This is a genomic window from Thermodesulfobacteriota bacterium, assembly GCA_040755095.1.
Classification (GTDB): Bacteria; Desulfobacterota; Desulfobulbia; order Desulfobulbales; family JBFMBH01; genus JBFMBH01.
In genome coordinates, this window is record JBFMBH010000226.1 from 1 (window position 1) to 3367 (window position 3367).

General features: G+C 67.3%; 4 protein-coding genes. All 4 read left to right on the plus strand.

Features of this window, described 5'->3' with window-relative positions; translation table 11 throughout:
- Positions 1-327: helix-turn-helix domain-containing protein (locus AB1634_19060; GenBank protein ID MEW6221612.1), on the plus strand; the 327-nt coding region annotated here is incomplete at its 5' end.
- 19 nt (positions 328-346) lie between these two features.
- Entirely contained in the window at positions 347-706 is a 360-nt protein-coding gene (locus AB1634_19065; GenBank protein MEW6221613.1) for a hypothetical protein, read from the plus strand.
- Positions 707-709: 3 nt separating this feature from the next.
- Positions 710-2467, plus strand: a complete 1758-nt coding sequence (locus tag AB1634_19070) for an ATP-binding protein (protein MEW6221614.1) — start codon at positions 710-712, stop codon at positions 2465-2467.
- On the plus strand, positions 2436-2855 hold the full coding sequence (locus AB1634_19075; protein ID MEW6221615.1) for a response regulator: 420 nt from the start codon (positions 2436-2438) through the stop codon (positions 2853-2855). The genes AB1634_19070 and AB1634_19075 overlap by 32 nt, the downstream gene beginning before the upstream one ends.
- Positions 2856-3367 lie beyond the last annotated feature (512 nt).

The window sequence follows — 3367 nt, forward strand, 5'->3', positions numbered from 1 at the left end:
GAGCTGCGCAATATCGTGGAGTATGCGGTCAACCTCTGCCAGGGGGAGGAGGTCCAGGTGGAGGATCTGCCGGCCTATCTGTCGGCGCCGGCCGAGCCCTTGCCGCCGCCCGCCGCAGACCGTCTCCGGGAAGGGACCGCCGGCCCGTCCGGGGTCGGGGCGGCCGCGGGCGATACTGCCGATGCCGGCACCTGGGCGGCGGTGGAGCGCCGGCTGATCACGGAGGCCCTGATCAAGACCGGCGGGCGGCGCAGTCAGGCGGCCCAGGCCCTGGGCTGGGGACGCACCACCTTGTGGCGCAAGATGCGGTACCACGGCCTGGACTGAGCCCAGCCGGGAGGGAGCGGTGAAGATCCTGTGCACCTTGCGGGGAGGGTCGGTGGCACCCCGTTTCGACCTCTGTGTGGAGGTCGCCATTGCCGAGGTCAAGGACGGGCGGCTGGCGGGAGAGGCCCGGCTCATCCTCCTGTCCGGCCCCTCGGCCGAGGAGCTGTGCGGGCTGGTGATCCGGGAGGGCATCGGGGTGGTGATCTGCGGCGGCATCGAGGAGGCGCATTTCCGTTATCTGTCCTGGAAGCGGGTGCAGGTGCTGGACCGGGTCATCGGTCCCTGGCCCGAGGCGCTGGCCAGGGCGGCGGCCGGCGAGCTGACGGCGGGCCGCATCCTGCGGCCGGCGGTAGCGGCGGCCGCCAACGGCCGGGGCTGAGCCATGGAATGGCTGTCCCGGAACCGTCTGTTCTCCCTGGAGTCGGGGGCGGGCCCGAGCACAGCGATGGCCCGCTACCGGCGCCTGCGACGGTTGCTGCTGGCCGCCATGGCCCTCATCGCCCTCATCCCGGTCAGCATCACCGCCGGGCTCAGCTACCACCAGTACAAGGCGCTGCTGACCCGGGAGGCCCAGGACCAGATCTACTGGACCGCGGAGAGTGCCCAGCGGACCCTGGAGGCCTTTCTTGGCCGCCTGCAGGCCCTGGTGCTGTTCGTGGCCAACGAGCACACCCTGGACGATCTGTCCCAGCCTCAGGTCCTGGAGCGGGTGTTCGGCAACCTCAAGAAGGAGCACGTGGGGCTGGTGGACCTGTCGGTCATCGACGGCCGGGGCATCCAGGTGGCCTATGCCGGGCCTTACGGGCTGGCCGGCAAGGACTATCGGGACAGCCCCTGGTTCCAGACGGCCCTGGCGCGGCGCATCCATGTGAGCGACGTGTTCATGGGCTTTCGGAACGTGCCACACTTCGTGATCGCGGTCAGCAAGCGGGACCCGGGTGACCACGACTACTGGGTGCTCCGGGTCAGTATCGACAACGAGACCCTGGAGCAGTTCCTCTCGGCGGTGACCTCCCAGGCCACGGACGATATCTTTCTCGTGGGCAGCACCGGGGTGCTGCAGACCACCTCCCGCTACTATGGGCCAACCGGCGGTCAGTTCGACGTCCTGTGTCCCGGCAAGACCGGCATCACTGTGACGCGGGAGACCCGAGGCGTGCGGGGGGTGCTGCGGGCGGCGGGGCCGATCCGTGGCACCCCGTGGGTGCTGGTGCTGGAGCAGCAGGCCTTTGCCGGGCGCCTGTCGTGGATCGCCTTCCGCAACCAGCTGCTGGTTATCGTGGCGTCCAGCATTGTGGTGGGCGGTCTGCTTATCCTGCGTCTCGCCCACCTCTTGGCCTCCCGGATCCGCCAGGCGGACGAGAGCCGGGAGCTGGCCATGGCCGAGGCCGAGCACTCCGGCAAGCTGGCCTCCATCGGCCGGCTGGCTGCCGGGGTGGCCCACGAGATCAACAACCCGCTGGCGATCATCAGCGAGAAGGCCGGGCTGCTCAAAGACATCCTGGAGCGGGACACCGAGGTCCGGTACCGGGACAAGTTCTTGACCCAGGTGGCGGGCCTGCTCAATGCGGTCAACCGCTGCCGGGTGATCACCCACCGCCTGCTCGGCTTCGCGCGCCGGATCGAGGTGCGGGTGGAGACGGTGCAGCTGAACGAGGTGGTGAAGGAGGTTCTAAGCTTCCTGGACAAGGAGGCCCTCTACCGGGGCATCACCATCGATCTCGACCTCGACCCCGATCTGCCCGGGATCGAGAGCGACCAGGGACAGCTGCAGCAGATCTTCCTCAACATCATCAACAACGCCATCGACGCCGTGGGGCAGAGCGGTCACATCGTCGTCGAGAGCAACCTCCGGCAGGGCACGGTGGAGGTGGCGATCACCGACGACGGCCCTGGCATGACCCCGGAGGTCCAGAAGAATATCTTCGAGCCCTTCTTCACCACCAAGACGGGAGGCGACCGCAAGGGCACCGGTCTTGGGCTGGCCATCACCTATGGCCTGGTGAAAAAGCTGGGGGGCAAGATCGCGGTCAAAAGCGCCATCGGGATCGGTACGACCTTTGTGGTCTCCTTCCCGGTGGGCGTCGTGCCGGACATGGGAGGAGGCAATGGAGACAACCTCGGTCTTGATCGTGGATGACGAGCAGGAGTTCGCCAGCACCCTGGCGGAGCGGCTGGAGCTGCGGGGGCTTGCCGCCACCTCGGTGGCCAGTGGCGAAGAGGCCCTGGACCGCCTGCGGGGGCACCTGGAGGTGCCGGACGTGGTCATCCTGGATCTGAAAATGCCGGGTATCGACGGTCTGGAGGCCCTGGTGGCCATCAAGTCGCTGGAGCCCCAGGTGGAGGTGATCCTGCTCACCGGACACGGCTCCAGCGAGGCGGGGATTGCCGGCATGCAGCGCGGGCTGTTCGATTACCTCATGAAGCCGGTGGACATCGCTGAGCTGGTGGACAAGATCGGCGAGGCAGCGGCGCGGCGGCGCCGGTCCCTGGCGGCAGAGGCGGACGCGCCTGCCGCCCCCCGATGACAGGGGCGGGCGCCGGTTGGCTGCCCCGCCCCCGCTGGCCGGGCGGGCGATTGTCCGCCGGGTGCTTCTGGTGCAGGGTCTCAGTCTGGCGGGGGCGATCGCCTTGCGGCCATTTGCAGCCCATCGAGCTCTACCTGGGATTGCGCTCGGACGCCCGCTTCACCCACGGCATCTGCCCGGAGTGCGCCGCCCGCCTGTATCCGGACTTCTATCCTCCCCCCTCCTGATCACGCCCGCCTGCGCCGGATTGTTTCACGCCCGACGATCATAATGGAACAATCTGGCCCGCCCCTCGCCTCAGTGGTTCTTCTGCAATAACTAATTGATATTATTGAAATAAATACACGAGGGCTGCCGGGGGCTCCTGTCCGGGCGTCCTTTTTCGTTGCTTATTGTTCCAGGCCAGCGCGGCTGGCCTCATGGGACGTGTCAAATCTAATTGCTTGATATTATGTACCTTTTGTCTCTGGGGCGATCCTGGCATGGTCGTTGCTCTAAGTAACGGGCAAGAA